The 26,766-nt window shown below is 57.5% G+C and carries 26 protein-coding genes; 17 read left to right on the forward strand and 9 right to left on the reverse strand.

All coding sequences use genetic code 11. The annotated features are described in order from the left end of the window. Window position 1 precedes the first annotated feature (1 nt). Window positions 2-529 (reverse strand): cold-shock protein, encoded by a 528-nt coding sequence (locus tag ACR0AW_RS03045; RefSeq protein WP_170392983.1) that lies wholly within the window; start codon window positions 527-529, stop codon window positions 2-4. A 117-nt stretch (window positions 530-646) separates the two neighbouring features. Continuing rightward, the gene (gene pdxH, locus ACR0AW_RS03050; protein WP_170405948.1) at window positions 647-1,252 is read right to left on the reverse strand and encodes a pyridoxamine 5'-phosphate oxidase; all 606 of its coding nucleotides are present in this window, start codon (window positions 1,250-1,252) and stop codon (window positions 647-649) included. A 134-nt stretch (window positions 1,253-1,386) separates the two neighbouring features. Here pdxH and fabI point away from each other — a divergent pair, with 134 nt between their 5' ends. From fabI to trpE, 5 genes are all read left to right on the forward strand, one after another. Further along, a complete protein-coding gene (gene fabI, locus ACR0AW_RS03055) occupies window positions 1,387-2,193 on the forward strand; it encodes an enoyl-ACP reductase FabI (protein WP_170405951.1) in 807 nt (268 codons plus the stop codon). A 6-nt stretch (window positions 2,194-2,199) separates the two neighbouring features. Continuing rightward, the gene (gpt, locus tag ACR0AW_RS03060) at window positions 2,200-2,709 is read left to right on the forward strand and encodes a xanthine phosphoribosyltransferase (protein WP_170392980.1); all 510 of its coding nucleotides are present in this window, start codon (window positions 2,200-2,202) and stop codon (window positions 2,707-2,709) included. Window positions 2,710-2,748: 39 nt separating this feature from the next. Next, window positions 2,749-3,924 carry an aminotransferase gene (locus tag ACR0AW_RS03065; protein WP_170732288.1) on the forward strand — a complete coding sequence of 392 codons (1,176 nt, stop codon included), beginning with the start codon at window positions 2,749-2,751 and terminating at the stop codon, window positions 3,922-3,924. A gap of 81 nt (window positions 3,925-4,005) precedes the next feature. Then, window positions 4,006-5,847, forward strand: a complete 1,842-nt coding sequence (locus ACR0AW_RS03070; protein ID WP_170732290.1) for a SurA N-terminal domain-containing protein — start codon at window positions 4,006-4,008, stop codon at window positions 5,845-5,847. 12 nt (window positions 5,848-5,859) lie between these two features. Next, the gene (trpE, locus tag ACR0AW_RS03075; protein WP_170732292.1) at window positions 5,860-7,371 is read left to right on the forward strand and encodes an anthranilate synthase component I; all 1,512 of its coding nucleotides are present in this window, start codon (window positions 5,860-5,862) and stop codon (window positions 7,369-7,371) included. A gap of 24 nt (window positions 7,372-7,395) precedes the next feature. On the opposite strand, the gene ACR0AW_RS03080 is transcribed toward trpE, so the two are convergent. Continuing rightward, the gene (locus tag ACR0AW_RS03080; RefSeq protein WP_480444144.1) at window positions 7,396-8,877 is read right to left on the reverse strand and encodes a divergent polysaccharide deacetylase family protein; all 1,482 of its coding nucleotides are present in this window, start codon (window positions 8,875-8,877) and stop codon (window positions 7,396-7,398) included. 197 nt (window positions 8,878-9,074) lie between these two features. Between ACR0AW_RS03080 and ACR0AW_RS03085 the strand changes: the two genes are divergently transcribed. The 6 genes from ACR0AW_RS03085 (at window position 9,075) to lexA (ending at window position 13,892) form a co-directional block, all read left to right on the forward strand. Further along, complete coding sequence (locus ACR0AW_RS03085; protein ID WP_170732296.1) at window positions 9,075-9,656, forward strand: aminodeoxychorismate/anthranilate synthase component II; 582 nt, start codon at window positions 9,075-9,077, stop codon at window positions 9,654-9,656. Beyond that, window positions 9,653-10,672 (forward strand): anthranilate phosphoribosyltransferase, encoded by a 1,020-nt coding sequence (gene trpD / locus ACR0AW_RS03090; RefSeq protein WP_170646154.1) that lies wholly within the window; start codon window positions 9,653-9,655, stop codon window positions 10,670-10,672. The genes ACR0AW_RS03085 and trpD overlap by 4 nt, the downstream gene beginning before the upstream one ends. Then, the gene (gene trpC / locus ACR0AW_RS03095; protein WP_170392973.1) at window positions 10,669-11,481 is read left to right on the forward strand and encodes an indole-3-glycerol phosphate synthase TrpC; all 813 of its coding nucleotides are present in this window, start codon (window positions 10,669-10,671) and stop codon (window positions 11,479-11,481) included. The genes trpD and trpC overlap by 4 nt, the downstream gene beginning before the upstream one ends. After that, window positions 11,481-11,954 carry a cyclic pyranopterin monophosphate synthase MoaC gene (gene moaC, locus ACR0AW_RS03100; RefSeq protein ID WP_170732301.1) on the forward strand — a complete coding sequence of 158 codons (474 nt, stop codon included), beginning with the start codon at window positions 11,481-11,483 and terminating at the stop codon, window positions 11,952-11,954. Before trpC ends, moaC begins: the two co-directional genes overlap by 1 nt. Then, entirely contained in the window at window positions 11,951-13,123 is a 1,173-nt protein-coding gene (locus ACR0AW_RS03105) for a molybdopterin molybdotransferase MoeA (RefSeq protein ID WP_170732303.1), read from the forward strand. Before moaC ends, ACR0AW_RS03105 begins: the two co-directional genes overlap by 4 nt. A gap of 70 nt (window positions 13,124-13,193) precedes the next feature. Further along, window positions 13,194-13,892, forward strand: a complete 699-nt coding sequence (gene lexA / locus ACR0AW_RS03110; RefSeq protein WP_170465326.1) for a transcriptional repressor LexA — start codon at window positions 13,194-13,196, stop codon at window positions 13,890-13,892. Here lexA and ACR0AW_RS03115 read toward each other — a convergent pair. Continuing rightward, entirely contained in the window at window positions 13,886-15,913 is a 2,028-nt protein-coding gene (locus tag ACR0AW_RS03115; RefSeq protein WP_170732305.1) for a ComEC/Rec2 family competence protein, read from the reverse strand. The two genes, lexA and ACR0AW_RS03115, sit on opposite strands and share 7 nt — an antisense overlap. Before the next feature lie 78 nt (window positions 15,914-15,991). Between ACR0AW_RS03115 and gltX the strand changes: the two genes are divergently transcribed. The 3 genes from gltX to ACR0AW_RS03130 all read left to right on the forward strand — a co-directional run bounded on the left by gltX (window position 15,992) and on the right by ACR0AW_RS03130 (window position 19,921). Further along, on the forward strand, window positions 15,992-17,398 hold the full coding sequence (gene gltX / locus ACR0AW_RS03120) for a glutamate--tRNA ligase (RefSeq protein WP_170732307.1): 1,407 nt from the start codon (window positions 15,992-15,994) through the stop codon (window positions 17,396-17,398). A 114-nt stretch (window positions 17,399-17,512) separates the two neighbouring features. Continuing rightward, complete coding sequence (gene gltA, locus ACR0AW_RS03125; RefSeq protein ID WP_170392967.1) at window positions 17,513-18,808, forward strand: citrate synthase; 1,296 nt, start codon at window positions 17,513-17,515, stop codon at window positions 18,806-18,808. A 171-nt stretch (window positions 18,809-18,979) separates the two neighbouring features. Continuing rightward, the gene (locus ACR0AW_RS03130; RefSeq protein WP_170732309.1) at window positions 18,980-19,921 is read left to right on the forward strand and encodes an autotransporter domain-containing protein; all 942 of its coding nucleotides are present in this window, start codon (window positions 18,980-18,982) and stop codon (window positions 19,919-19,921) included. A 9-nt stretch (window positions 19,922-19,930) separates the two neighbouring features. Here the strand turns inward: ACR0AW_RS03130 and ACR0AW_RS03135 are convergent, their stop codons facing one another. Continuing rightward, a complete protein-coding gene (locus ACR0AW_RS03135; protein ID WP_170732310.1) occupies window positions 19,931-20,998 on the reverse strand; it encodes a PA0069 family radical SAM protein in 1,068 nt (355 codons plus the stop codon). 315 nt (window positions 20,999-21,313) lie between these two features. Between ACR0AW_RS03135 and ACR0AW_RS03140 the strand changes: the two genes are divergently transcribed. Continuing rightward, window positions 21,314-22,012, forward strand: a complete 699-nt coding sequence (locus ACR0AW_RS03140; protein ID WP_170392964.1) for a corrinoid protein — start codon at window positions 21,314-21,316, stop codon at window positions 22,010-22,012. Window positions 22,013-22,113: 101 nt separating this feature from the next. Then, entirely contained in the window at window positions 22,114-22,779 is a 666-nt protein-coding gene (locus ACR0AW_RS03145) for a DUF1638 domain-containing protein (protein WP_170732311.1), read from the forward strand. Between the two features lie 3 nt (window positions 22,780-22,782). Here the strand turns inward: ACR0AW_RS03145 and ACR0AW_RS03150 are convergent, their stop codons facing one another. Continuing rightward, window positions 22,783-23,193 (reverse strand): SufE family protein, encoded by a 411-nt coding sequence (locus ACR0AW_RS03150; protein WP_170392962.1) that lies wholly within the window; start codon window positions 23,191-23,193, stop codon window positions 22,783-22,785. A 141-nt stretch (window positions 23,194-23,334) separates the two neighbouring features. Here ACR0AW_RS03150 and ACR0AW_RS03155 point away from each other — a divergent pair, with 141 nt between their 5' ends. Beyond that, window positions 23,335-23,859: a hypothetical protein gene (locus tag ACR0AW_RS03155; RefSeq protein ID WP_170405998.1), complete on the forward strand. Its 525-nt coding sequence runs from the start codon at window positions 23,335-23,337 to the stop codon at window positions 23,857-23,859. Here ACR0AW_RS03155 and rnd read toward each other — a convergent pair. The 3 genes from rnd to purM form a co-directional block, all read right to left on the reverse strand. After that, window positions 23,856-25,013, reverse strand: coding sequence for a ribonuclease D (gene rnd / locus ACR0AW_RS03160; protein WP_170646165.1), 1,158 nt, complete (start codon window positions 25,011-25,013; stop codon window positions 23,856-23,858). The two genes, ACR0AW_RS03155 and rnd, sit on opposite strands and share 4 nt — an antisense overlap. Window positions 25,014-25,123: 110 nt before the next feature. After that, window positions 25,124-25,720, reverse strand: a complete 597-nt coding sequence (gene purN, locus ACR0AW_RS03165) for a phosphoribosylglycinamide formyltransferase (protein WP_170732312.1) — start codon at window positions 25,718-25,720, stop codon at window positions 25,124-25,126. Beyond that, the gene (purM, locus tag ACR0AW_RS03170; protein WP_170732448.1) at window positions 25,717-26,763 is read right to left on the reverse strand and encodes a phosphoribosylformylglycinamidine cyclo-ligase; all 1,047 of its coding nucleotides are present in this window, start codon (window positions 26,761-26,763) and stop codon (window positions 25,717-25,719) included. The genes purN and purM overlap by 4 nt, the downstream gene beginning before the upstream one ends. Between the last annotated feature and the right edge of the window lie 3 nt (window positions 26,764-26,766).

The following is a 26,766-nucleotide window of genomic DNA, read 5'->3' on the forward strand; positions in this document are numbered from 1 at the left end:
CCTAGTCGTTCAGGGCCGCTTCCCAGGCCAGAACCTGCGCGGCCATTCTTCCGCGCTTGCCATCAATGACCCGCATGGCCAGCGCTTCGCCCGGTTGCAGATCTGCCAACCCAGAACGACGTAGCACCTCGATATGCAGGAATACGTCTTCACTGCTGCCGAAAACATTGGCAAAGCCAAACCCTTTGCCCTTGTCGAACCATTTGACGCGCGCAGCCTCAAGCGGAGCGCTGCCGATCACGGTTGGATCAAGCTCGGCAAAATCGGCCAACATCATGGTTTCCGCGCGAACAGGCGGGTCAACACTGATCACTTCGACCGCTTGAACACCGCGATCAGTTTTGTGGGTCATGATCTCGATGCCGGCGCCATCCGCGACCGAGCTTTGCCCGAAGTTTCGCAGCACGTTGACGTGCAACAGAATGTCCGGGCCGCCTTCGTCAGACACAACAAATCCGTATCCCTTGGCGGGATCGAACCATTTTACGTGTCCACGGACGCGGTACATGCTGTTCAGATCTTCTGGCACTGTTTTCCCATTACGATAGGCAAGTCGTTAAGGGTTTCTTGTTTATGTTTTGGCTCGCAAATTCAAGCTGAAAAAAGCTATTGTCTGCAAACAGTTGCATTTCACGCAACGCGAACGTCATGGATTTAACCTCAGCACTTGCCAGTCGGAATCGACATTTTGTCGCTTCCACTGAAACCTGTCATGCAACCTGAAGGCACCATCGGCCCAGAACTCGACTTCGACAGGTGTTACACGGTATCCCCCCCAAAATTCAGGGCGAGGCGGGTTGGTACCCAACTTTGCGGTCACTTTAGCCACTTCGGCCATCAGGGATGCACGACTTTCCAGCGGTTGCGACTGGTGCGACGCCCAAGCACCCAAGCGGCTTTTGAGCGAGCGCGAGGCGTAGTATGCGTCCGCCTGCGGCCCATCTTCCTTGGTGATTGTACCACGAACACGGATTTGTCGCCGCAAAGATTTCCAATGCATCACAAAAGCCGCTTTGTGGGCGCTGTCCAACTCCTGAGCCTTGGCGCTGTGATAGTTCGTATAGAAAACAAACGCGTCCTTCTCGATTTCCTTCAGCAGAACCATACGGGCGTTCGGCAAACCTTCCGGGTCCACGGTTGCCAAAGCAATCGCATTAGGATCATTCGGTTCGGTCTTTTCTGCCTCGGCCAGCCACCGATCCGCGATTTCAAACGGATCAGCCCCGGCGAAGATGCCATTATGCTCGTTCATTTCCATCCCCAGGAAACAATTAACATGACCCTAAGGCGAGAACCCGCTGCGGGCAAGAGCGCATGGCCTTGAAGCAGGACAATCAATGGCATAAACCAACCGAACACAATGCGACGACAGGCGGAGAACCGAAGATGTCAAATCAGTTGATGGCCGGAAAACGCGGCCTCATCATGGGACTGGCCAATGACAAATCAATCGCATGGGGTATCGCCCGCGCCTTGTCCGACGCCGGGGCCGAGCTGGCCTTTTCCTATCAGGGGGACGCCCTGAAAAAACGCGTCGATCCATTGGCGGCGCAGTTGGGCAGCGAGATCGTTTTGCCCTGTGACGTCAGCGACGAAGAATCAATTAATGAACTCTTCAGCGCGCTCGAAAAGAAATGGGGTAAACTGGATTTCGTCGTCCACGCCATTGGCTTTTCTGACAAGAACGAATTGCGCGGGCGTTACGTCGACACATCGCGCGCGAACTTTAACCTGACGATGGATGTTTCGGTCTACTCTTTCACCGCCGTTATGCAGCGCGCGGAGAAAATGATGAACGAAGGCGGCAGTGCGATCACCCTCACCTATTACGGCGCTGAACAGGTCATGCCACACTACAATGTAATGGGTGTTGCAAAAGCCGCCCTTGAGGCATCCGTAAAGTATCTGGCCGAGGATTTGGGCAAAGACGGCATTCGCGTGAATTCGATCTCGGCAGGCCCGATCAAAACGCTCGCGGCCAGCGGCATCGGCGATTTCCGTTACATCATGAAGTGGAACGAGTATAACTCGCCCCTGCGCCGGAATGTGACCATCGATGATGTTGGTAAATCGGCCCTGTATCTGCTGTCTGATCTCAGCAGCGGAGTGACAGGTGAAAATCTGCACGTGGATTCAGGCTATCACATCGTCGGAATGAAGGCCGTCGACGCGCCGGACGTTGAAAAAGGATAACAGACCATGAGCGCCAAGGACCGCCTGCCACACGAAAAAGGCTTCCACATCAGCTGGGATCAGATTCATCGCGACTCGCGCGCTCTTGCGTGGCGTCTGGATGGGCAAGGACCAGATGACGGCGCTTGGCGTGCAGTCGTAGCAATTACACGTGGTGGCATGGCCCCCGCGATGATCGTCAGCCGCGAACTGGATATCCGTACGGTCGATACTGTCAGCGTGAAATCCTATCATCATCAAGCGCAGGGCGAAGCAGAAATTCTCAAAGCGCCCAATGCTGATCTGATGGGTGATGGCACCGGTATTCTGATCATCGACGATCTGGTCGATAGCGGCAAAACGCTGGAACTCGTGCGCGAGATGTTCCCCAAAGCGCATTTCGCGACCGTATACGCCAAGCCCAAGGGCCGTCCGATGGTAGACACCTTCATTACCGAGGTCAGTCAGGACACATGGATTTTCTTCCCATGGGACATGGCGCTGCAATATGTCGAACCCTATCGGGGCACCGATTAATCAAGCGTTTCAACTAAGCGCTGAAATCACGGACTCACCATGACAATGACCCGCACTGCCGCCACCTTTGCCCCTCCGGTGATGGAGGCACGCCGTTGGCTGGACGGGGTCGAGTTCGCAGTTGACCGTCCGTTGATCAATGTCAGTCAGGCGGCTCCGGTCGATCCGCCCCCGTTAGCGCTGCGGCAAGCAATGGCCGAATTCGCGGTCGAGCAGGACAGCGCGCATCTATACGGCCCGGTTCTGGGCAACGATGACCTGCGGTCCGAACTCGCGGCTCAGATCAGCGCACATTATGCGGCTGAGGTATCGGCGAATCAGATCGCAATCACCTCGGGTTGCAATCAGGCCTTTTCAGCCGTGATTTCGGCAATTACCGATCAGGGGGATGAGGTGATCCTTCCGACTCCTTGGTATTTCAATCACAAGATGTGGCTGGATATGGCTGGGGTAAAAACCGTTGATTTGCCCACAGACGATGATTTGCTTCCCGATCCGGAACAGGCCCGCGCCCTTATCACCGAAAAGACACGGGCGATTTCGTTGGTGACGCCGAATAATCCCGGTGGTGTCGAATACCCTGCGGACTTGGTGCGCCGCTTCTATGATCTTGCGCGGGAAACGGGGCTTCGTCTTTTGGTTGACGAAACCTATCGCGATTTCGACAGTCGATCAGGCGCGCCTCATGACCTGTTCCAGCAATCGGGTTGGGACGATACGTTTGTCCATCTCTACTCGTTCTCAAAAGCCTATCGCCTGACCGGTCACCGTGTCGGCGCGATTTCAACCAGCCCCGCCCTGTTGGCGGAGATCGAAAAATTTCTGGACACGGTCGCGATCTGCCCCGGCCAGATCGGCCAGTTTGCCGCGCTTTGGGGCATGCGGAACTTGACCCAATGGGTTGCGGGTGAACGAGATGAAATTCTCGACCGAAGAGCCGCCATTGCAGAAGGAATGCCACGCCTTGAAGACAAAGGCTGGCGTCTTTTGGGACTTGGCGCTTACTTTGCCTACCTCGAACATCCCTTTGGCATCGCTTCCGACGAATTGGCCCGACGGCTGGTACCCGAGGCAGGTATACTGCTTTTGCCGGGTACCATGTTCATGCCAGAGGGCGATTCCGCGGGAAAGCGGCAGGTTCGTGTAGCATTTGCCAACCTCGACCGCGCCGGTATCGCGCATTTGTTCGACCGATTGCAGGGCTTGTCCTTCTAAGCTTGCCCCCCGGCTGCACGCATCGTATTCAGGGCCGCAACCGACTGGGCAGACATTTGCCGACAAAACCAAGAGGGCACCATGGCCGCAGGCATGAAAAACCTATCCAAAACCTTTGTCTGGATTCTCATGGGTCTTTTGATGCTGGGCCTTGCGGGCTTTGGCGCCACCAGCCTGACCGGAACCGTGCGTACGGTTGCGCAGGTCGGTGATGAAAGCATTTCGGTCGACGCGTATTTTCGTGAGCTTCAGCGCGAGATCCGGGCCGTCGAAGCGCAAACCGGTCAGGCAATGCAGATTTCGCAGGCACATGATCTTGGCCTTGATCAACTTGCCCTTTCGCGCCTGATCGCGCTGGCCGCAATCGATAACGAGGTCGGACAGCTTGGCATTTCGATCGGTGACGAGAACCTGCAGGACGAGATTGTACAGATACCGGCGTTCCAAGGTGTAAACGGTACATTCGACCGCGAAGCCTATCGCTTTCAGCTGGAACAGGTCGGAATGACCGATTCCGAATTCGAATCGGATCTGCGCAAAGAATCTTCACGCACCATCGTTCAGGGTGCGGTCATGAGCGGTGTTGAAATGCCCCGTACGCTGACCGAGGCTTTGTCGAACTATGTGCTGGCCCGCCGCAGCTTTACCGTGGCGACCCTGTCAGCCGACCTTCTCGAAACGCCCGTGGCCCAACCCACAGACGCGCAGATTCAGACATATTACGATGAGAATACCGATCAGTTCACCCTGCCCCGCACCAAGCAACTGACCTACGCCATTCTGTCGCCCGACATGCTGCTCGACACGATCGAAGTGGACGAAGATTCTCTGCGCCGTCTATACGACCAACGCGCTGACGAATTTTTCCAACCCGAGCGCCGCTTGGTCGAGCGTCTGCCCTATCCCAGCGAAGAATCCGCAACCGAGGCGCTGGCACAACTTGAAGTTGGCGGGGCCGATTTCGAACAGTTGGTCCGCGAACGTCAGCTTGAGCTGAGCGATGTTGATCTGGGCGATGTCACACGTGAAGATCTGGGCGATGCAGCCGACGCCGTGTTTGCCGCCGAGATCGACGATGTGGTCGGCCCGCTTCCTACGGTTTTCGGCCCTGCCCTGTTCCGGATCAATGGATCGCTGGCCGAGAACAATGTCAGTTTCGAAGACGCCGAACCCGAACTTCGTGCAGAACTCGCCGCCGACCGAGCGCGCCGTCAGATCGAAGCACAGGCCGAAGACATCAACGACCTGCTTGCAGGCGGCGCAACACTGGAAGAACTGGCCGGTGAGACCGAGATGGAACTGGGTCAGATCGACTGGACCCAGCAAAGCGACGATGGCGTCGCCGCGTATGACGGCTTCCGCGCAGTGGCTGAGGCTGTGCAAGAAGGTGATTTCCCAGAGGTCGCGTTCCTTGAAGATGGTTCGATCTTTGCGCTGCGCTTGAATGAAGTGCTAGAGCCGCGCCCGGAACCTCTGGAAAGCGCCCGTGACCGTGTCGCCGAGGCATGGCTGCAGGTAGAAACTGCGAAAGCGCTGCAAAACCAGGGCAACACGGTTCTGACCCAGCTGGCAACAGATGGCGACTTTACCGCCACTGGCCTGCCCTTCCGCGTCGAAAATGCGCTGACACGTACCGCATTCCTCGAAGATGTTCCCGTGGACTTCATGACTCAGGTGTTTGAAATGGACCCTGGTGAGCTGCGTGTCATTCCCGGAAACGGTAACGCCCTGATCGTGCGTCTGGATGAAGAGCTACCTCCGGCGGAAACCGATGAGCAACGCCAGATGCAGGATGCACTGGCTGCGCAATTGAGCCAGGCGCTGGCGCAGAACATCTTTGACATCTATGTGCGCAATGCCCAGACACGCGCACGCCCTGTGCTGGATCAGCAAGCGCTGAACGCGGTACGGGCCAGTTACTAAAAGAGACAGAACATGGCCCTGACCCCGGATTTCGAAAGTTTCGCGCGCGCTTATGATGCGGGCGAAAATCAGGTCGTCTATACCCGCCTCGCCGCTGATCTGGATACGCCGGTTTCACTGATGCTGAAACTGACAGGTGCTCAGAAAGACGCCTTCATGCTCGAGTCGGTAACCGGGGGTGAAGTGCGAGGGCGCTATTCGATCATCGGAATGAAGCCCGATCTGATTTGGCGCTGTCAGGGCGAGACATCGGCCTTGAACCGATCAGCCCGCTTCGATGCCGAGGCGTTCGAGCCACAGGATGGCAAACCGATGGACAACTTGCGCGCCTTGTTGGCTGAAAGCCGCATCGCGCTTCCCGATGACCTGCCGCAGGCCGCCGCTGGCCTGTTTGGCTATCTGGGCTATGACATGGTCCGGTTGGTGGAATACCTGCCGGATGTGAACCCTGACCCGTTGGGCCTGCCCGATGCGATCATGCTGCGCCCCTCGGTCATTGCTGTGTTGGACGGCGTCAAAGGCGAGGTTACCGTCGTGTCGCCCGCATGGGCCAGCGAGGGCCAAAGCGCCAAAGCCGCCTATGCGCAGGCCGCCGAGCGTGTGATGGATGCCGTGCGTGATCTTGAGCGTGCCATGCCGGCTGAGACGCGCGATCTAGGTGACGCAATCGAAGTTGGGGCTCCTGTCTCTAACTTCACCAAATCGGGCTATATGGAAGCCGTTGAAAAGGCCAAGGAATATATCCGTGCAGGTGATATCTTTCAGGTCGTCCCGGCCCAACGCTGGACACAGGATTTTCCACAACCGCCATTTGCCCTCTACCGCTCGCTGCGGCGTACCAACCCATCGCCATTCATGTTCTATTTCAACTTCGGCGGCTTTCAGGTCGTAGGCGCAAGCCCAGAAATCCTGGTGCGTGTCTTCGGCAATGAGGTCACGATCCGCCCAATCGCGGGTACCCGCCCGCGTGGCGCGACGCCCGAAGAAGACAAGGTCAACGAAATCGACCTGCTGGCCGACAAGAAAGAACTGGCCGAGCACCTCATGTTGCTGGACCTGGGCCGCAATGACACCGGGCGTGTTTCTAAGATTGGAACCGTGCGTCCTACCGAAGAGTTCATCATCGAGCGCTACAGCCACGTGATGCACATCGTATCAAACGTGGTCGGCGAACTGGCCGAAGACAAGGATGCACTGGACGCGTTCTTTGCCGGGATGCCTGCAGGCACGGTATCAGGCGCGCCCAAAGTGCGCGCGATGGAAATCATCGACGAGTTGGAGCCTGAAAAGCGCGGCATCTACGGTGGCGGTGTCGGGTATTTCAGCGCAGGCGGCGACATGGATATGTGCATCGCGCTGCGGACGGCCATTGTGAAAGACCACAAACTGTATATCCAAGCTGGAGGCGGCGTTGTCTATGACAGCGACCCAGAAGCGGAATACATGGAGACCGTCCATAAATCGAACGCCATTCGCGGCGCGGCTGCGGATGCGGCGCGGTTTACAGGCAGCGGAAACAGCTAGTGGGGTGGCGGATGGTCGCTGCCGTCACCCGTCCGTCAGCGATCCGGCAACGCCCTGCTGGATTTCTTTCATCATCACGGCAGAAATTGGGGCCATCGCCACGCGGCTGCCGCGATCCTCAAGCCCCCACAGCAACAGAGCCGAGATCGTCTCGGGACGCAGACGACCCAGCATCACCACGGCACCTTCCTGTCCGGCGCGGAAGGCTGCCTGATCCAGAAAACGCCGCATGATCTTGGGGTCCTGTTTGGCACCATCGAAATCGCGGAACACTACGCTGGATGGAATGCCGTTGCGCGCTGCAAGCTTTTGCGCAGTGTTTAGACCATTGTCCTGCGTCACCAGCCCGCGCCCGGTATCTCCAGCAATCGCCGCAACCTGATCAGCCAGCTTTCGGTTGCCTTGAATGCCGCTTCCGACACCTTCCAGAATGCCAACGGTTTGAGGCAATTGATCCAACCACACCGACAACGACACCTCAGCGTCCTGAGCACTGGCGGCTTCGTGCATGTCAACCAAGGCCAATACTTCAAATCCAGCCTCGCGATGACGGGCCATTTTTTCCGCTGCATTCGGGTCAGACGGGCTGACGGCAAAACTTAGCGGGTATGGGAAATCCTGCAACGCCTCGGCCCCAAAAGCCCCTTCATCATCGATCAGAATGATCGACATCAATGGCTTGGATTCTGGGTTTTCGAAGGTGGCAGCATGTGCTTCGATGGGCTTGGCCACCACTTCTGGAGTAATCACGGCTTGTTCGACGGGCGGGTCATCCCTCTCGGTTAGGGGCACGACACGCTTGCCGATCAACGAACCGGAACCTGTAACCCCCTCTCCGCCAATTTGCGGCAGGGTCAATACGCGCGGCTGACGTACAGGGCGGGTATCTTCTTCACCCTCAACCGCGATTGGATTTTCATCAGGTACGGGTTCCGCTTCCTCAGCCTCTGGCGCGGCATCCGGCACTTCGACGGTCTCAGGCTGCAGGGCTGCGACCTGAGGGACCTCCTTGGGCGTTTCTTCCGCAACCTGCGGTTCCGGGGCTTCCTCGGGCGCAGGCGCTGCTGGAGCGTCCGCGAGCGCTGCCGGTTCGGCTTCCTGTTGTGGCGAGGTCGGTTCGGCAAGTGGATTTGGCGGTGCCGCGGGCGCTTCGGTTTGAACGGTCACGTCAGAAGATGAGATCGCTGCAGGTGCCTCGGCTACGGTCGGTGCTCCACCCGCCTCAGGACGGGCACCGGGCTCAAGCTCGATACCTGCCAAGCCATCCAGCGAATCTGATGATAGATCGCGGGTTTCAGGGCCGGATGGTGGCAACTCAACCAGATCAGCATCGGCATTGCTTTCCTCAACTTTCGCAGCCTCCAGGGGCTGCGGAGTATCAGCCACTTCGGGCGCTGTTGCCGTCACATCTGGTTTACGTGACAAAGGAGTTGTCAGCGAAAGAACCGCGCCCAGTGCCAATACCGAGACCGCCCCGGCGATCGCTCCACCGTAAAATCCGCTCATCGAAATCTCGCCTCTCGCGTTGTTTCGTGCCTCATCTGCCCAGACGCCATCTTCCGCGACGCTCACCTGTACGGTGTCAAGTTGGGTATGTCCTCTTGACGCTGCCGCACAAGCCTGAGCATGTATGTCCCGACATTATACCGCGCTCAGGGACTGCATCGCCAGCCCGAAATGCCCATAGGAAGATAAGTGCCCAAATGCTGCTGCTGATCGACAACTATGACTCGTTTACCTACAACCTCGTTCATTATCTGGGTGAGCTCGGGGCCGAGATGGTCGTGCGCCGGAATGACGCGCTGGATGTGCAAGAAGCAATGGCGATGAACCCGGCTGGTATTCTGCTCAGCCCCGGCCCTTGTGATCCCGATCAGGCGGGCATCTGTCTGGCCTTGACCGAAGCCGTGGCCGAAACGCAAACACCGCTGATGGGGGTCTGTCTGGGGCATCAAACCATCGGTCAGGCATTTGGCGGCAAGGTTGTGCGCTGTCATGAGATCGTGCACGGGAAAATGGGCACGATGAAACACACCGGCAAAGGTGTATTCGCTGGCCTGCCCTCGCCCTTCGAGGCCACCCGGTATCATTCGCTTGTCGTAGAACGCGAAAGCCTGCCCGATTGCCTTGAGATCACGGCCGAGCTTGAGGATGGCACGATTATGGGTCTGCAGCACAAAGAACTGCCGATCCACGGCGTCCAGTTTCACCCGGAATCCATCGCGTCCGAGCATGGTCACACCCTGCTTAAGAACTTCCTGAACGAAATGAAAGTCCCCGCATGAGCGACGCTCTGAAACCTCTGATCGGTGCTGCGGCCGATCGACCTTTGACCCGTGCCGAGGCTGAACAGGCCTTTGGCATCCTCTTTGATGGGGCCGCCACGCCCAGCCAGATCGGCGGGTTGCTGATGGCAATGCGCACGCGCGGCGAGACGGTCGAGGAATACGCCGCCGCCGCTGCCGTAATGCGCGCGAAATGCAATGCAGTGAAAGCTCCCGCTGGCGCGATGGACATCGTTGGCACGGGGGGCGACGGCAAAGGAACACTCAATATCTCGACAGCCACGGCTTTTGTGACGGCTGGCGCCGGAGTCACCGTTGCAAAACACGGTAATCGGAACCTGAGCTCGAAATCTGGCGCAGCAGATGCTCTTGGGCAGCTAGGTATCAACGTAATGGTCGGCCCGGAAGTCGTTGAGAAAGCGCTGAAAGAGGTCGGTATCGGCTTTATGATGGCCCCAATGCACCACCCGGCGATCGCCCATGTCATGCCTTCGCGGCAAGAACTGGGGACGCGCACGATTTTCAACATTCTGGGCCCCCTGACCAACCCCGCCGGAGTGAAGCGCCAACTGACCGGTGCGTTCAGCCGCGACCTGATCCGCCCGATGGCCGAAACTCTGGGTCTGCTTGGGGCTGAACATGCCTGGCTAGTCCACGGCTCAGACGGTACGGATGAGCTTACGATCACCGGGGTCAGCTGGGTCGCATCGGTTGAGGACGGCGTTGTCAAAGAGGTCGAGCTTCACCCCGAAGATGCAGGCCTTCCGGTGCATCCGTTCGAAAATATCATCGGCGGCACGCCCGAAGAGAACGCGGTCGCCTTCCGCGCCCTGCTGGATGGGGCACCTTCAGCCTACCGCGACGCGGTGTTGCTGAACTCGGCAGCGGCGCTGGTCGTTGCAGATGCGGCAAGCGATCTGCGCGAGGGCGTTGCGATGGCCACAGAAAGCATTGATAGCGGCAAGGCCCGTGAAAAGATCACCGCGCTGGCGCGCATTACACAGGAAGCCGCATGACCGAGACCGTTCTGGACAAAATCAAAGCGTACAAGCTGGAAGAGATCGCTGCGGATAAGGCGCATAAGCCTCTGGAAACACTAGAATCTGAGGCACGGAACGCACCCGAGGTACGCGGTTTTGCCGAAGCCCTGCATTCGGCTATGCGCAAGGGGTACGGATTGATCGCCGAGGTCAAAAAGGCCAGCCCGTCCAAAGGTCTGATCCGCGCTGATTTCGATCCGCCCGCGCTTGCCAAAGCTTATGAAGAGGGCGGCGCGGCTTGCCTGTCGGTTCTGACGGACACGCCTAGCTTTCAGGGTGACAAGTCCTTTCTGACCGAAGCGCGCGCGGCCTGTTCGTTGCCAGCATTGCGGAAGGACTTCATGTACGACCCCTATCAGGTGGTCGAAGCGCGTGCATTGGGTGCGGATTGCATCCTGATCATCATGGCATCGGTCAGCGATGCACAGGCCGCCGAGCTTGAGCAAACCGCGTTTGACTGGGGCATGGATGTTCTGATCGAAGTCCATGACGCAGACGAGCTTGAGCGGGCATCGCAGCTGAAAAGCCCGCTGATCGGGATAAACAACCGCAATCTCAAGACCTTCGAGACGACTCTTGATACAACTCGTCATCTGTCAAAGCTGGTTCCAGCGGATCGCACGATCGTCTGCGAGAGCGGCCTTAGCACTCCGGCGGACCTCGCAGATATCGCCCGCTACGGTGCGCGCTGTTTCCTTATTGGTGAGAGCCTGATGCGTCAGGATGATGTAGCTTCGGCAACTCGAGCACTGCTCGCCAACCCGCTCATTCCCGGAGTGATGTGATGCCGCTGACCCATTTTGATGCCAAAGGTGAGGCCCATATGGTGGACGTGTCCGACAAGGCTGTCACCGACCGGGTTGCGGTTGCATCTGGATACATCAAGATGGCGAAGGAAACCTTTGATATCATTTCAGAAGGTCGCGCCAAGAAAGGCGATGTTCTTGGTATCGCCCGGCTTGCGGGCATCATGGGTGCCAAGAAAACGCCTGATCTGATACCTCTGTGTCATCCGCTACCCGTCACCAAGGTCGCCGTCGAATTAACCTTGGACCCTGACCTTCCGGGCGTTCAGATTGAAGCGACCGTAAAAACCTCGGGCCAGACCGGCGTAGAGATGGAAGCGCTAACAGCAGTCTCAATAGCCGCGCTGACGGTTTATGATATGACCAAGGCCGTGGACAAGGCGATGGAGATCGGCGGCATCCGCGTTCTCCTGAAAGACGGCGGAAAATCAGGGCGTTACGAGGCATCATGATCTCGGTTGAAGAAGCGCGGGCCCTGCTGTTCGATCTGGTCTCTCCGCTGCCTGCAGAAACGGTTCCTCTTGCCGAGGCTGCCGGTCGTATTCTGGCGGAAAACGTTACAGCAACGCGTGATCAGCCGCCCTTTGCTGCGTCATCGATGGATGGGTACGCCGTCAAAGCGACCGAAGTCGAACTGCACGCGATGTTCAAAGTGATTGGCGAAGCAGCGGCCGGACGCCGCTTTGCTGGTACCGTCGGGCCCGGCCAAGCTGTACGGGTATTCACTGGCGCACCCGTGCCGGAAGGCGCGGATTTTGTCGTCATTCAGGAAGATGTCGACCGACGCGGCGATCTGATCACCATAACCGACGCCCCCGGTGAAAAGCCAAATATCCGCCCTGCGGGGATCGATTTCAGCATCGGTACGCAGATCAGCGCTCCACGCCAGCTCAGACCCGAAGATGTTGCGTTGATGGCGGCAATGAACATCGCTTCGGTTCCTGTGATCCGTAAACCCGTGGTTGCTTTGATATCAACCGGTGACGAACTGGTGATGCCCGGGGAGACGCCGACCCCCGATCAGATCATCGCCTCAAATACCTTTGGTCTTAAGGCGTTACTGGAAGACGCTGGCGCACAAGTTCGTGTACTTCCCATCGCACAGGATACCGTGGCGTCGCTGGAAACAGCTTTTGGATTGGCGCAGGGCGCTGACCTTGTAGTGACCATCGGAGGGGCGTCGGTTGGCGAGTACGACCTGGTTGCGGATGTCTCGGAAGGTCTTGGGCTGAAGCAATCGTTCTACAAGATTCGCATGCGACCGGGTAAACCACTGATGGCCGGGCGGCTTGGGGATGCTGCGATGGTCGGTCTACCCGGAAACCCGGTCAGTGCCATGGTGTGCGGTTACCTGTTCCTCATCCCAATGGTGCGCCGCATGTTGGGGATTGAACAGGCCCTACAGCCATTCCAACGCGCCCGCCTTTCTGCCCCGCTCGGAAAAAATGGCCCGCGTGAGCATTATATGCGGGCGGTGTTGGACAACGGCGGCATCCGCGCCTGTGATGATCAGGACAGCTCGCTGCTAAGTGTTTTGGCGCAAGCCAATGCACTATTGGTACGCCAACCCCACGATCCCGCGCGCGAGGCCGGGGATGAGGTCCTTTACCTGCCGATCTAGCAAATCCGTTGACACAAAACGTGAACATGCGTAGAACAAAAGAAAACGCATGAGCGACGAGGTATGAGCAATGCTGACCAAGAAGCAATTGGATTTGCTGGAATTCATCCACAAACGCGTGCAAGCGGACGGTGTTCCGCCCAGTTTTGATGAGATGAAGGCCGCGTTGGATCTACGGTCAAAATCCGGGATTCATCGACTGATCACCGCGCTGGAAGAACGTGGCTTTATCCGCCGCCTTGCCCATCGAGCCCGTGCCATCGAAGTTGTCAAGCTGCCCGAAAGCCTTGGGGGAGAGCCAACTACAGGTTTCAAACCCCGTGTGATTGAAGGCGATCGCCCTGAAGGTCCACGCCCCGCGAACTTTGAACCCATCACAGTTGATGCAATGGAATTGCCTGTTATGGGCCGGATTGCTGCCGGTGTACCGATCGAAGCGATCAGCCATGTGTCGCACCGCGTTGCGGTACCGGGCTCGATGGTTTCGGGCCGTGGTGAACATTATGCGCTTGAGGTTCGTGGCGACTCGATGATCGACGCCGGTATCAACGATGGCGATGTCGTGGTGATCCGCGAAACAACGGCCGCTGACAACGGTGACATCGTGGTGGCATTGGTGGAAGATCAGGAAGCCACGCTGAAACGGTTTTTCCGCCGAGGTCAGGCCATTGCGCTGGAAGCGGCGAATCCGGCCTATGAGACCCGCGTGCTGCCAGAGGACAAGGTGAAAGTTCAGGGCCGCCTGGTAGGCTTGATCCGAAGCTACTGAGGCAGCTTGGGGGACCATAGGCGGCGGCCTGAGATATCAGAACTCGCGAACAAACGCCCCTTGGATAACGCAAGACTGCCTGTCTTCCGCAGAAATTCCGTATCGTAAACGCTGCATTCACCGGTCAAAGTCAACGACACCGGGGCGACAATGATCTGATCTTTCCTGCATTCCTGAAAGGCGCTCGCAGCCCGCTTGCTAGTCAAGTGGACAAGCTCTTTGTCTCCCAGAAGAAAACGTTGAATTCCCGCTGGTGCCTCTGGCCATCGCAAAGCGGCCTTTGGTTGATCTGCCCCGTCCCCGTCATTTTCCAGCCAAACCGACGCGACAAATCCGCTGCCTTTCGGTTTGCTCAGCGCGCGCCCGTGTTCAGTCATCACTCCGACCAGCCCGCCGGTATCGGCGATCAGCACGTCTGGGCGGCTTCCCTGACCCCACAGCGCTATCGCCAATGCCGCCGGGGCGATGCCGAGCCACCGTGCGTGCCCTTGCCACAGCATTAGCCACAGAAGAGACAGAGCCAGAACAGGCAATACGAAATAGTCTGGGCTTACCACGTACCCGCGCGCGCCCTCCAGTCCCGCGACCCAATTGGCAACGGTAAGGATCCATCTCAGCCCAAGACCCATTACGTGCAATGCAATCGCTTCAAGCCCAAAAGGTGCAAGAAGGGCGGCGACCACCGCACTTGGAACGACCAGCGTTCCCATGACGGGCACGGAGACGAGATTTGCCAACAACCCGTAGTGTGAAATAGCGTTGAAATGCGCCGCCCCGATCGGAGCTGTCGCGATCCCCGCGATCGCCGAGGATGTCAACAAGGCCAGCATAAGCCGCAGCCATTTTGGGCCTGGCATTGGGCCATAGCCCCGCAACGCGCCAAACCCTGCGACCAAGGCGGTTGTGGCTGCAAAAGACATCTGAAATCCGGGGCTCAAAAGAGTTTCTGGACGAAAGGTAAGAACAATCAGCGCAGCCACGGCCACCGCCCGCAACGAAATCGCGCGCCGGTCCAGCAATACGGCCCCCAGCATAACGCAGACCATCACAAAGGCGCGCTCAGTCGCGACGTTCCCACCAGACAGAAGCAGGTAGATTGTCGACGCGAATAACGCGCAGAGCGCTGCCACCTTGCGTACGGGCATGCGAAGCGCGATGACAGGTACCATTGAGAACCCCATGCGGCACGCCACAAAAACGAAACCGGTCAGCAAACCCATGTGCAGGCCCGAAATCGCCAGAAGATGAGCCAGGTTGGACGCGCGCAACGCCTCTAACGAGGCCTGCCCCATCCCGCTGCGATCACCGGTAGTTACGGCGGCGGCAAAGCCCCCGACTTCGCCCGGCAGGATCGTGCGCACCCGATCCGAGATCTCCATGCGCAAGGCCGTGATACGCACTCCGTCCAAACCATCTTGCGCCGCAGCCGACGTCAGGACCGGAACCCGAGTGTATCCAACAGCGCCAAGTTGCTGGAACCAGGCGTGGCGGCGAAAATCAAAACCTCCGGGTTCAACTGGCCCTTGCGGCGGCGAAAGATGTGCTGTGGTCATAATCCGCTGACCCGGGGACAGCGCAACTGACTCCCCGTGAATAGACAGCCGGATGCGCCGGGGTCTTTGATCAGCAGGAACGTCCCCGATCCGCACCTGATCCAATGTCACCCTCAGCGCATCCGACGCAGAGCGGTCCAGCGCTACGACCCTCCCCTCGACCGGGCCATAGTAACGCCATTGCAGGACCGGCTCCGCAACCATATGTGCCCGCGCCCCGGCCAGAGCGAACCCCATCGCGATCAGGGCTAAGCCAGTGGCCAGCGGTGACCACGCGGCCCCCATCCAACGGGTGGAGGCAAGCGCCAGCAAGGCAAGCGCCAGAACGCCGACATAGAGCTCAACCTCGGGTTCGAACCTGAGGCTGAAATACCAACCAATCCCGACCGCCAGGCAGATCGGGGACCACGGAAACAAGTGTACCCGCTGGGTCAGCAATGCGGTCTCGACCCGTGTCAGAACACGCATGGTTGCCCCCGTCCTTCGGGCTGGGTAGATAGTCGCCAAACTATGCCCGCTAAGGTTACCAAAAGGTTAATCCACACCATGTCCGATCAGGTCGTCACCCGTTTTGCCCCCTCTCCCACCGGATTTCTGCATATCGGTGGCGCCCGCACTGCTCTGTTCAACTGGCTTTATGCGCGGGGTCGCGGCGGCCAGTTCCTGTTGCGGATCGAGGATACCGATCGGGAACGTTCCACGCCGGAAGCAACAGCGGCCATACTGCAAGGCATGGACTGGCTAGGGCTTGATCATGACGGTGAGGTCGTCAGCCAATTCGAGGGTGCCCCTCGACATGCAGAGGTCGCGCATCAATTGCTGTCCGACGGCAAGGCATACAAGTGCTTTTCGACGCAGGAAGAAATCGCTGCATTCCGTGAACAGGCGCGGGCCGAGGGGCAGTCGACCCTGTTTCGCAGCCCGTGGCGCGAGGCTGACCCTGCCACACATCCCGACGCACCTTACGTGATCCGCATCAAGGCTCCGCAAGACGGTGCCACTGTGATCCGCGATCAGGTGCAGGGCGATGTCACCATTCGCAACGATCAGTTGGATGACATGATCCTGCTGCGTTCGGATGGGACTCCGGTCTATATGCTGGCCGTTGTGGTTGACGATCATGATATGGGCGTGACTCATGTGATCCGGGGCGACGATCACCTCAACAACGCCGCCCGTCAGATGATGATCTACGAGGCGATGGGTTGGGATGTACCAGTCTGGGCGCATATCCCTTTGATCCATGGACCCGATGGGAAAAAGCTCAGCAAACGTCACGGTGCGTTGGGGGCGCAAGAATATCAGGCCATGGGATATCCGGCATCCGGAATGCGCAACTATCTGGCTCGGCTGGGTTGGAGCCATGGGGATGATGAGTTCTTTACCGATGCCCAAGCTAAAGAGTGGTTCGATCTGGATGGCATTGGCAAAAGCCCGGCGCGGTTTGATGTGAAGAAGCTTGAAAACCTTTGTGGACAACATATTGCCGTCGGGGAAGATGCCGCGCTGCAGCATGAAATTCAGGGATATCTGAAGTCAGCTGGTTTGCCGCCGCTTTCCGAAACACAATCCAGTGATTTGGTCCGTGCGATGTATTGCCTCAAGGACCGCGCACGCACGTTCCCGGAACTCATTGAAAAAGCTCATTTTGTGCTTACGTCGCGACCTATCCAGCCAGATGAAAAGGCCGCAAAGGCGCTGGCATCTGTATCCGACGGTATACTGAAAGAATTGACGCCGCAGCTGCAAAATGCTAGCTGGTCCCGGAACGAACTGGAGGAGACCCTGAATTCGTTCGCAGAGGCGAATGGGGTTAAGTTCGGCAAATTGGCTGGTCCGCTGCGGGCGGCACTAGCGGGCCGGGCAGTTACACCTTCGGTATTTGACATGATGCTTGTGCTTGGGCGCGATGAAACCCTGGCGCGGCTTTCTGATGCAGCGAACCCGGCCTGATTTCACATAAGGGTAACGCTGCTCCGTTAAGAACGGACTGCGCGACGGAACGCAGTCGTTGCCTGCTTTGTCGGACAGCGATCCGGCATGCGCACGAATGAAGAAGGGACAAACATGACCGAGAGCAAAAAATCAGCCAAACTGACTGTCCACGGCGAAAGCTATGATCTGCCGGTGTTTTCTCCGACCGCTGGGCCCGATGTGATCGATATCCGCAAGCTCTATGGTCAGGCTGGCGTCTTTACTTATGATCCGGGTTTCACGTCCACCGCAAGCTGTGACAGCACCATTACATTCATCGACGGTGACAAGGGCGAGTTGCTGCATCGCGGTTATCCGATCGAACAGATCGCCTCGAAGTCGCATTTCCTCGAACTCAGCTATCTGCTGCTGTATGGCGAGCTGCCTTCGGCAAAGGATCTGGAGAACTTCGAGACCACAATCACCCGCCACACGATGCTGCACGAGCAGATGCAGTATTTCTATCGCGGATTCCGCCGGGATGCGCATCCGATGGCCATCATGGTGGGTGTTGTCGGTGCCATGTCTGCGTTCTATCACGATTCGACCGACATCGCGGACCCGCGTCAGCGTGAAGTAGCTTCGCACCGTTTGATCGCAAAAATGCCGACCATCGCGGCCTGGGCCTACAAATACCATATCGGTCAGCCCTTCGTGTATCCGCGCAACGACCTGGACTATGCGTCAAACTTCCTGCGCATGTGTTTTGCCGTTCCTGCCGAAGATTACGAGGTGAACCCGATTCTGGCACGCGCCATGGATCGTATCTTCATGCTGCAGGCGGATCACGAACAGAACGCCTCGACTTCGACGGTGCGTCTGGCATCTTCTTCGGGTGCAAACCCGTTCGCCTGTATCGCGGCCGGTATCGCCTGTCTCTGGGGTCCGGCCCATGGTGGTGCGAACCAGGCTTGCCTTGAAATGCTGGAAGAGATCGGCAGCGTGGACCGCATCCCCGAGTTTATCGAGCGCGCCAAAGACAAAGATGACCCGTTCCGTCTGATGGGCTTTGGCCACCGCGTCTACAAGAACTTCGATCCACGCGCGAAAGTGATGAAGCAATCGGCAGACGAAGTACTTGACCTGCTGGGCGTAGAAAACAATCCCAAACTACAGGTCGCGAAGGCGCTGGAAAAACAGGCTCTGGAAGATCCGTATTTCATCGAAAAGAAACTGTTCCCGAATGTCGACTTTTATTCGGGCATCGTGATGGAAGCGATGGGCTTCCCGACCTCGATGTTCACGCCAATCTTCGCGTTGTCACGTACCGTTGGCTGGGTTAGCCAGTGGAAAGAAATGATTGCCGATCCACAGAATAAGATCGGACGCCCACGTCAGCTTTATCTGGGCGCGACCAACCGCGATTACGTGGACATCGAAAACCGCTGATCCACACACAATATCGATGTTAAGACCCCGGTTATCCGGGGTCTTTTTTTCCGTAGCGTTACCAAAATGAGACCGTTCGAAACCAAACGTAAATGACTGTTTCGATGCATCTTTCCGCACTGCGTTAGTCCGCCTAATGTTGCCGCGTCCGGCGAATAGTGTTTGGTTCTCATGCGTTTAATCCTCTTGCTCATTATGTTGCTACTTGCGCAATCGGCATCCGCTCAAAGCGTGCTGGAACGTGCTTTTGAGAAGCAGCAGCAGGAAAACGCCGCCGGGTCGTTGGCAATCTTAGGGCTAGCAGGCATCCCGGACGATTCTGCCAGCGCAATCTCGCTGCAGTCAAATACAGACAATCGCGATTACGATTTCAAATCCGCCCAGCTGGGCGGCGGGTTTCGCCTTGCTGAGGGCGTGCCGATCTATCTTGAGGGGTATATAGGCTACGCGCGCTATGACCCCGTTCTGACCTTCAGCGGCACCGGAGATACCACGCGTATTCCGCTGAAATGGACCAGCCTCGCCCTTACCGGCGGTGTCGGCTATCAGTTCGACATCGGCGAGTATTGGAAAATGACCCCGATGGCCCATATCTCGGTCGGACGTACGCAATCCGACGCATCTGTCGGTGCGCAAGCCATAGCCAACCGCCTGGGGCTTGATCGAGACTTTCTCGAAAGCGGCGGCATCTGGGCTGGTGGCGCAGGCGGATCGATGACAGTCTCGTACGAGAAAGCTCTGTCCAACGACCGGGAATTCGAGGCAAGCCTGCGCTATACCCATATCGAATACTGGCCTATCGGAGACAACGAGGACCTGTTGGTTGAATCAACTGCCGCAAATGCAGTTCTGTGGTCACGCTACCGCTTTCCAACTGGAAAACGCATGTTCGGTCGCCCGGTCCGCTGGGTGGGCGATCTGTCCCTGTCCTATCTGATCGGGGATCAGTCACTTGTATTGGGCACCGACTGGCTGGCCCGCGTAGGTGGTGGGATCGAGGTCGATCTGTCTGACACATGGGTGCCTTGGGTATCAACGACACGGTTTATGGTCCGCTACTACGGCAGCGATACCGTCAACGGATTCTCGGCCGGTATTGGCATTAGTTTCTGAACCAAGGCTTCAAAACAAAGCCAGTTGATCACCGGGCTGGGGTGGAGGTGCAAACGCCGCACAGTTCAGTGGCGGCATGTCTGTCGACAGCCCGAGACGTTTGACTGCGGCCTTGAACCGTTGCGCAATCATCTCGGCATAGGTCCCCTCGCCCCGCATGCGGTGGCCCCACCGGGGGTCATATTCCCTACCCCCATGCATTTCGCGCAGCCGTGCCATCACCTTCTCAGCCCTGCCCGGCTGATGTTCGATCAGCCACTCGCGCCAGAGCGCGGATACTTCACGGGGAAGCCGCAGCATGATCCAGCTTGCAGCATCGGCGCCAGCCTGCTTTCCGGCCTCCAACAGGTTTTCCAATTCATGATCGGTTAAACCGGGAATCACCGGAGACGTCATAACGCGCACTGGCACGCCAGCCTCGGTCAGGTTGCGGATCATTCCGAGCCTGCGCTGTGGTGAAGGCGCCCGGGGTTCCATCCGCCGGGAAAGATCCCGGTCCAATGAGGTCAGCGAAATGCCAACCCGGACAAGACCATTGCTGGCCATCGGTGCCAGAATATCAAGATCACGCTCGATCAGAGTCCCCTTGGTCACAATACCGACCGGATGTTGAAAATCTCTCAGAACCTTTAGACAGCTCCTTGTTATCTTGCGGTTTTTTTCGATCGGTTGATAGGGATCGGTGTTGGTTCCCAGTGCAATCGTGGCCACCTTGTAAGAACGTGCCGAGAGTTCGCGACGCAATAGCTCAGCCGCATTTGGTCGCGCAACAAGGCGGGTTTCGAAATCCAAGCCCGGAGACAGCCCGAGATACGCATGCGTTGGCCGAGCAAAGCAATACACGCATCCATGCTCGCAGCCCCGATATGGGTTTATGGATCTGTCAAAAGGTAGGTCCGGCGACTTGTTATAGGCAATCAGATTGCGCGCCATTTCTTCCCGAACTTCGGTCCGCAAAGGGGGCGGTTCGTCTGGCAAATCCCAGCCATCTTCGGTCAACTCGGTTGTAAACCTCTCGAACCGACCTGCTTCGTTTGAGGTTGCTCCGCGCCCAGGGCTTTTGATGGCAGTAGTCATATGTTCGCCTTATGTTCCTATCACTAGATGTAATTAAAACCAGTTTCACTGGCAAGATTCATGTTTCGTTTCCCAAAAATCATCAGATGCTCGAAACAGGCGACGCATTAGACTGCTGGTGAATTTACCGTGGCTAATGAAACCAATGCAGGATGATCTTGCAAAATTCGATGTCGCTGAGTGCGAATATTCGGCCTATAGGTCGGTCTCAGAACGACCTAGGTCGCAATCGTCACAGTAGACCTGCGACGAAATGGCCAAAACGGAGAAAATGCCACCACGGGCCGCAGGCCCGCACAGCTCAGGGAAATACCCATGTCTGATGAAGAAGACATCGTCCTGTCCGAACTGAATGACGACGAACTCGTCGAACAGATGTTCGATGACCTTTATGACGGCCTGAAGGAAGAGATCGAAGAAGGTGTGAACATCCTGCTCGAGCGCGGATGGCAACCCTATGACATCCTAACCAAAGCGCTGGTTGGCGGCATGACAATTGTCGGCCATGACTTCCGCGACGGCATCCTGTTCGTGCCTGAGGTGCTGCTGGCGGCCAACGCCATGAAAGGCGGTATGGCGATCCTGAAGCCTCTGCTGGCTGAAACTGGTGCTCCGCGCGTTGGCAAGATGGTGATCGGCACCGTAAAGGGCGACATCCATGACATCGGCAAGAACCTTGTTGCGATGATGATGGAAGGCGCCGGGTTCGAAGTTGTCGATATCGGCATCAACAACCCGGTCGAGAACTACCTCGAAGCGCTGGAAAACGAACAGCCCGACATTCTGGGCATGTCCGCTCTGCTGACGACGACGATGCCTTATATGAAGGTCGTAATCGACACGTTGGTCGAACAAGGCCTGCGTGATGAGTACACCGTTCTGGTTGGCGGCGCTCCGCTGAACGAAGAGTTCGGCAAGGCGATCGGCGCTGACGGCTATTGCCGCGACGCAGCCGTGGCGGTGGAAATGGCAAAGGACTTTATGTCGCGCAAGCACAACCAACTAGCCGGCTAAGGCGCGAGATCATATCGTGAGACAGGCCGTCCTTTTTGGGGCGGCCTTTTTTGTCCGAACCTCGGGCACATATATTGCTAAAGACCAGCCAGAGAGATCAGATGACCGACTCACAGATCCCAGACGATGACAGCCTGACCCGTCAAGGCTATGTCGCACCGCACAGCGCCGAGTCGATTCTTCTGATCGCATGCGGTGCACTGGCCCGCGAGATTCTGGACCTTAAAGAACGGAACGGCTGGGATCACATGGCCCTGACTTGCCTGCCCGCCATTTTGCATGTGCACCCGGAAAAGATCACACAGGCGGTCGAGGATGCGGTTGCCAAGCATCGGGGCTCATACGACCGCATCTACGTTGTCTATGCCGATTGCGGAACCGGTGGCTTGTTACAGGCAGCATGCGAGCGGCTGGGGGTCGAGATGATCCAAGGGCCCCATTGCTATTCCTTCTTCGAGGGCAATCTTGCCTTCGCAGCGCATGGCGACGATGAAACCACCGCTTTTTATCTGACAGATTTCCTTGCGCGGCAGTTTGATGCGTTTGTCTGGAAACCGCTGGGTCTGGACCGTCATCCTGAATTGCGAGAGATGTATTTCGGCAATTACACCAAGCTCGTTTATCAGGCGCAAACCGATGATCCCGACTTGACCCGTCGCGCGCAGGAGTGCGCTGATCGGATGGGGCTGGAATTCGAACGTCGGCAAACCGGCTATGGCGATTTGGAAACCACGCTTACAGATTGGGCAGCGCGCAAATCCACCTAAAAGTCAGGCGCTGGCCAATGCCACTTCGCGAATACGTTCTATCATTGCGCGCAACCCGTTCGAACGTTGGGCAGACAAATGATCCTGCAACCCCAGTCGCGCGAGTTCTCCACCGGCATCAACACTGGGCACCTCGGCCACCGGCAAGCCGTTATACAGGCTACGCAGAACCGCAATCAGGCCCCGAACAATCAGGGCATCGCTGTCACCGTCAAAGCGGAATTGACCGCCCTCAATGGTTGGATGCAGCCAGACCTGACTGGCGCAACCATTCACCTTGGTCGCAGGGACTTTGAATGCATCATCCAGAGGCTCCATCGCTTTGCCCTGCTCGATCACATGGCGATAGCGGTCTTCCCAGTCCTCCAGGAACTCGAAATCCTCGACTATCTCTTCGAAGGCTGGCGTTGCCATATCGGGTCCGTCCTTGCGTTACGCATTCACAATTGTGAACTATGCTCAGCGCTACCGACTGTCCAGTCCCCAGCGTGGCTTTTCAAACGATCGAATTTGCGTTAACCCGATGCAGGTAAAGTTGCACAAAGTACTGGGTCCATGCACAAAACTCTGCCTGTTCTGATGATCTCCACAATGGCTCTGTCCGCTTGTAGCAACTGGAGCAACTCAAGCGCGAATCCATCGAACTGGTTTGGCAGCAGCACACCCAGCCCATCCGAAGTATCAGCCGATGACGCTAATGCCTTGGTTCCCGAAAATGCCGACAAAAAAGGCCTGTTCGAGCGTCCGGACGCCGAGGATAACAGCGTTCCAATCGCCGTGATCAACGAATTGCGGATCGACCCAACCTCGACGGGCGCAATCATCTATGCGGCTGGCACAGCCATTCGACAGGGTGCGTTCAACGCACAGCTCGCGCGCGTAAGATCTGAAGAACTCAGCAAAAATGGCGTTATGGAATTCACCTTCCGCGTGGATTACCCGGACTACGCCACTGCGCAGGGCACCGAACGGTCGCGGATGGTTTCAGAGGCCGTCAATGTAAGCCGGAAAGAACTGGAAGGTATTCGTTTAGTTCGGGTCAAAGGCCAGCAGAACGCGTTGGAATCCCGTCGCCGTTAAAGCGAGACAACCTGCACGGCCTGTCCCTTGGCGGCCAAAGCAATCTTGCCTTCGCAAAGCTTCAGCGCGTCCTCGCCAAAAACCTCGAACCGCCAACCAGACATGGCGGGAACTTCTCGTTCGCCTGCAGCGATCTGATCCAATTCCGCGCTGGAGGCGATCAATTTTGCGGCAACGCCTGCGCTTTCGGTCTTTGATTTCAAAAGAACGCGCAGCAAATCTGCAAGTGCAGGGTTGACCTTCAGCTTGTCGCGGCTGTTGTCAATTTTCGGCAATCGGTCTTGCGGGCAACCTACGCCCCGTTTTACCGCCTCCAGAATGCCTTCTGCGATCGCCCCTTTGCGCGCTTCGCGCAGCAACAAGCGCGATCCGCCCAGATCAGAGGGCGTCTTGGGCTTGGTCGAGGCCATCTCGATCAACGCATCGTCTTTGAACACACGGCTTCGTGGCACATTGTTCTCTTGCGCATAGGCCTCACGGAACTGCGCCAGCTCTCGAACCACGGCCAGAAATTTGGCAGAGTTGGTCCGCGTTTTGACCCGCCGCCACGCCTCTTCCGGGCGAATGTCATATGTCTCGGGTCGGGTCAGTATGCGAAGCTCTTCTGCGACCCAGTGATCCCGGCGCGACTTCTTAAGTTCTGCAGCCAGTTGCTCATAGATTTTCCGAAGATGGGTTACATCTGCCAGTGCGTATGTTTTCTGCGCATCCGTCAGAGGGCGCCGTGACCAATCGGTGAAGCGAGAAGTTTTATCGACCCCTTCCTTGCAAATCTTCCGGACCAGAGTCTCATAGCCAACCTGTTCACCAAAACCGCAGACCATCGCAGCGACCTGAGTATCAAACAACGGAGTCGGAAAGACGCCCGCGTCGACCCAAAAAATTTCAAGATCCTGCCGCGCGGCGTGGAAAACCTTGACCACGCTTTCGTCGCTGAACAGCTGGTACAAAGGCTCCAGCGACATGCCGTCAGCCAATGGATCAACCAGAACGGCGCTGTCTTCATCTTCCGATGGCACCGCAAGCTGCACCAGACAGAGTTTCGAATAATAGGTCCGTTCGCGCAGAAATTCGGTATCTACAGTGACATAAGGATATTGTGCAGCAGCCGAGCAGAATGCGGCCAGCTCTTGCGTCGTCGTCAGGGTTTTCATGCGCGGTGCTGTTCTTGCTTTTGGTTATTGTGACTGCCCGTGCCGTCCTCGTCCCGAGCGATATGCGACCATAAGACGAATAACCTTTGCGTGTAAATCACCCCGCCGCGTTAGGGCAGAAGAACTGGGTCTTTGTTACCCATACAATAACGGCGAAGCACGGCAGGGTAGAGTTTGTGCTCCCAGGTCAACACGCGGGCGGCGAGCTCCTCAGGCGTGTCCCCTACCCGTACACCCACGCGCGCCTGACCCAGAATCGGCCCGTCATCTAACGCGGCAGTAACTTCGTGAACGGTGCAGCCATGTTCGGCGTCGCCTGCTTCAATTGCGCGTGCATGGGTGTTCAAACCCTTGTACTTAGGCAAAAGCGATGGGTGGATGTTCAGCATCCGGCCCTGGAAACGCGATACAAATTCACCCGTCAATACACGCATGAAACCGGCCAGACAGACAACATCCGGCCGGGCTGCCATAAGCGGTTTAAGCAGTTCTGCCTCAAACGCAGCGCGATCTTTGCCAAAGGGCTTGTGGTCGACGGCTGCGGTCGGAATTCCGCGCTGTGCAGCTTTCTTCAGCCCTCCGGCATTTGTGTCGTTCGACAATACCAGACATGGTCGGCCTGGATGATCGCCATTCATGCTGTCGACCAGCGACAGCATGTTCGATCCGCCCCCGGAGATCAGGATCGCGACGCGCTTGTGGCTCACAGCAGTTTGCCTGAATAGGCCATACCCGACGCTGCGGTGACCGTTCCGATGCGCGCAACGGATTCGCCTGCCTCTGCAAGCAGTGTTGTAAGCTCATCCGCCTGATCTGCAGCGCAGACAACAATCATGCCGATGCCGCAGTTGAAGGTCTTCAACATCTCGGATTCGGCGATCCCACCGGTCTCGGCCATCCATTTGAACACAGGCGGCAAGTCCCAAGCACTCAAATCAATCTCGGCCCCGAGCCCTTCGGGCAATACGCGCGGCAGATTTTCGGTGAGGCCGCCGCCGGTTATATGGGCAAGCGCGCGAACGCCGCCAGCCCGGATCGCCTGCAGCGCTGGTTTCACATACAGCCGCGTGGGGGTCAGCAGAGCCTCACCCAATGTTCCGCCACCGAAAGGCGACTCTTCCTCCCAGCCCAGCCCGGACATTTCAACCAGTTTGCGCACCAGCGAATAGCCGTTGGAATGCACCCCGTTCGAAGCCAGCCCCAGCAGGACATCACCCTGTTCAACGCCCTCGGGCAATGCGGCCCCGCGTTCCATGGCACCAACCGAGAAACCGGCCAGATCGAAATCGCCGTCAGGGTACATACCCGGCATTTCGGCGGTTTCACCACCAATCAGGGCGCAGCCAGATTGGACACACCCCTCGGCAATTCCTTCGATAATCCGCGCGGCAGTATCGGTGTCCAGCTTACCGGTGGCAAAATAATCCAGGAAAAACAGCGGCTCAGCACCTTGGCAGATCAGATCGTTGACGCACATCGCCACCAGATCGATTCCCACGCCATCGACAACGCCGGTATCAATTGCGATCCGCAGCTTGGTGCCCACACCATCGGTTGCGCCCACCAGAACCGGGTCTTGATAGCCAGCCGCTTTCAGGTCGAACAGAGCGCCAAATCCGCCTAGCCCGCTCATCACGCCCGAACGGTTGGTGCGCTTGGCCGCAGGCTTGATCCGATCGACCAGAGCGTTGCCTGCATCGATATCTACACCTGCGTCGGCATAGGTGATTCCGTTCTTGCCCGCTGTCATGGC

The organism is Ruegeria sp. C5 (genome assembly GCF_056537605.1).

Coding starts and splice junctions, on each gene's coding strand:
- purM (WP_170732448.1), bottom strand. CDS start 26,763: ATGACAGCGGGCAAGAACGGAATCACCTATGCCGACGCAGGTGTAGAT.
- trpC (WP_170392973.1), top strand. CDS start 10,669: ATGACCGAGACCGTTCTGGACAAAATCAAAGCGTACAAGCTGGAAGAG.
- trpD (WP_170646154.1), top strand. CDS start 9,653: ATGAGCGACGCTCTGAAACCTCTGATCGGTGCTGCGGCCGATCGACCT.
- lexA (WP_170465326.1), top strand. CDS start 13,194: ATGCTGACCAAGAAGCAATTGGATTTGCTGGAATTCATCCACAAACGC.
- rnd (WP_170646165.1), bottom strand. CDS start 25,013: ATGAAAACCCTGACGACGACGCAAGAGCTGGCCGCATTCTGCTCGGCT.
- gltA (WP_170392967.1), top strand. CDS start 17,513: ATGACCGAGAGCAAAAAATCAGCCAAACTGACTGTCCACGGCGAAAGC.
- ACR0AW_RS03155 (WP_170405998.1), top strand. CDS start 23,335: ATGCACAAAACTCTGCCTGTTCTGATGATCTCCACAATGGCTCTGTCC.
- trpE (WP_170732292.1), top strand. CDS start 5,860: ATGGCCCTGACCCCGGATTTCGAAAGTTTCGCGCGCGCTTATGATGCG.
- ACR0AW_RS03135 (WP_170732310.1), bottom strand. CDS start 20,998: ATGACTACTGCCATCAAAAGCCCTGGGCGCGGAGCAACCTCAAACGAA.
- moaC (WP_170732301.1), top strand. CDS start 11,481: ATGCCGCTGACCCATTTTGATGCCAAAGGTGAGGCCCATATGGTGGAC.
- ACR0AW_RS03140 (WP_170392964.1), top strand. CDS start 21,314: ATGTCTGATGAAGAAGACATCGTCCTGTCCGAACTGAATGACGACGAA.
- ACR0AW_RS03130 (WP_170732309.1), top strand. CDS start 18,980: ATGCGTTTAATCCTCTTGCTCATTATGTTGCTACTTGCGCAATCGGCA.
- ACR0AW_RS03085 (WP_170732296.1), top strand. CDS start 9,075: ATGCTGCTGCTGATCGACAACTATGACTCGTTTACCTACAACCTCGTT.
- ACR0AW_RS03105 (WP_170732303.1), top strand. CDS start 11,951: ATGATCTCGGTTGAAGAAGCGCGGGCCCTGCTGTTCGATCTGGTCTCT.
- pdxH (WP_170405948.1), bottom strand. CDS start 1,252: ATGAACGAGCATAATGGCATCTTCGCCGGGGCTGATCCGTTTGAAATC.
- gltX (WP_170732307.1), top strand. CDS start 15,992: ATGTCCGATCAGGTCGTCACCCGTTTTGCCCCCTCTCCCACCGGATTT.
- ACR0AW_RS03080 (WP_480444144.1), bottom strand. CDS start 8,877: ATGAGCGGATTTTACGGTGGAGCGATCGCCGGGGCGGTCTCGGTATTG.
- ACR0AW_RS03065 (WP_170732288.1), top strand. CDS start 2,749: ATGACAATGACCCGCACTGCCGCCACCTTTGCCCCTCCGGTGATGGAG.
- ACR0AW_RS03070 (WP_170732290.1), top strand. CDS start 4,006: ATGGCCGCAGGCATGAAAAACCTATCCAAAACCTTTGTCTGGATTCTC.
- gpt (WP_170392980.1), top strand. CDS start 2,200: ATGAGCGCCAAGGACCGCCTGCCACACGAAAAAGGCTTCCACATCAGC.
- ACR0AW_RS03115 (WP_170732305.1), bottom strand. CDS start 15,913: ATGCGTGTTCTGACACGGGTCGAGACCGCATTGCTGACCCAGCGGGTA.
- ACR0AW_RS03150 (WP_170392962.1), bottom strand. CDS start 23,193: ATGGCAACGCCAGCCTTCGAAGAGATAGTCGAGGATTTCGAGTTCCTG.
- ACR0AW_RS03145 (WP_170732311.1), top strand. CDS start 22,114: ATGACCGACTCACAGATCCCAGACGATGACAGCCTGACCCGTCAAGGC.
- fabI (WP_170405951.1), top strand. CDS start 1,387: ATGTCAAATCAGTTGATGGCCGGAAAACGCGGCCTCATCATGGGACTG.